This window comes from Commensalibacter nepenthis (assembly GCF_029953305.1).
GTDB classification, from domain to species: domain Bacteria; phylum Pseudomonadota; class Alphaproteobacteria; order Acetobacterales; family Acetobacteraceae; genus Commensalibacter; species Commensalibacter nepenthis.
Window position 1 is genome coordinate 1 of record NZ_JASBAN010000020.1, and the last position, 552, is coordinate 552.

1 protein-coding gene is annotated in these 552 nt (G+C 49.1%); it reads right to left on the reverse strand.

Annotated features, from left to right (window positions below; translation table 11 throughout):
• Positions 1 to 552, reverse strand: a 552-nt coding sequence (locus tag QJV33_RS11965) for a hemagglutinin repeat-containing protein (protein ID WP_281463631.1), incomplete at both ends; no start/stop codon positions are given.

The following is a 552-nucleotide window of genomic DNA, read 5'->3' on the forward strand; positions in this document are numbered from 1 at the left end:
CCAAATTCCCCGTATCAACCGTCACTTGATTTCCAGAAACAATTCCACCATTAATCGTCGTCTTGCCAGGGGCGGTAATCGTCACTTTGTCCGTCGCAGAGACCGTCGTATTTACCCCAGTCGCACTGTCACCATTCGCATGTTGTTTCGACCCATTGGCATTCGCAGCAACCCCAATATCGCCTTTGGTATTGACCTCAATCCCAATCGCTCCGCCAAAGCTGCTGCCTTTGCTAGAGGAATGCGTCGTATCAAAATCTGATTGCAACGTCACATTCTTCCCAGACAAAGATACATCCTTACCCGATAAATTCGCAGCAGTCGCCGTTAAGTCACCATTATGCGCATCATTAACATTATCCCCACGCGCAACAATGCTCAGACTATTCCCAGCCGTGGCAGAAGAACCAACAACACTGCTTTGAGAATATTCACTTTTATACTTGCTGGAGCTAAACCCAAGTTGCGCCGTGCCAGAGATAATGCCCCCGCCATAACTGCCACTATTCGCAAGCCCATTCCCAACCGCATAGCCACCTTGCATCGCATTCA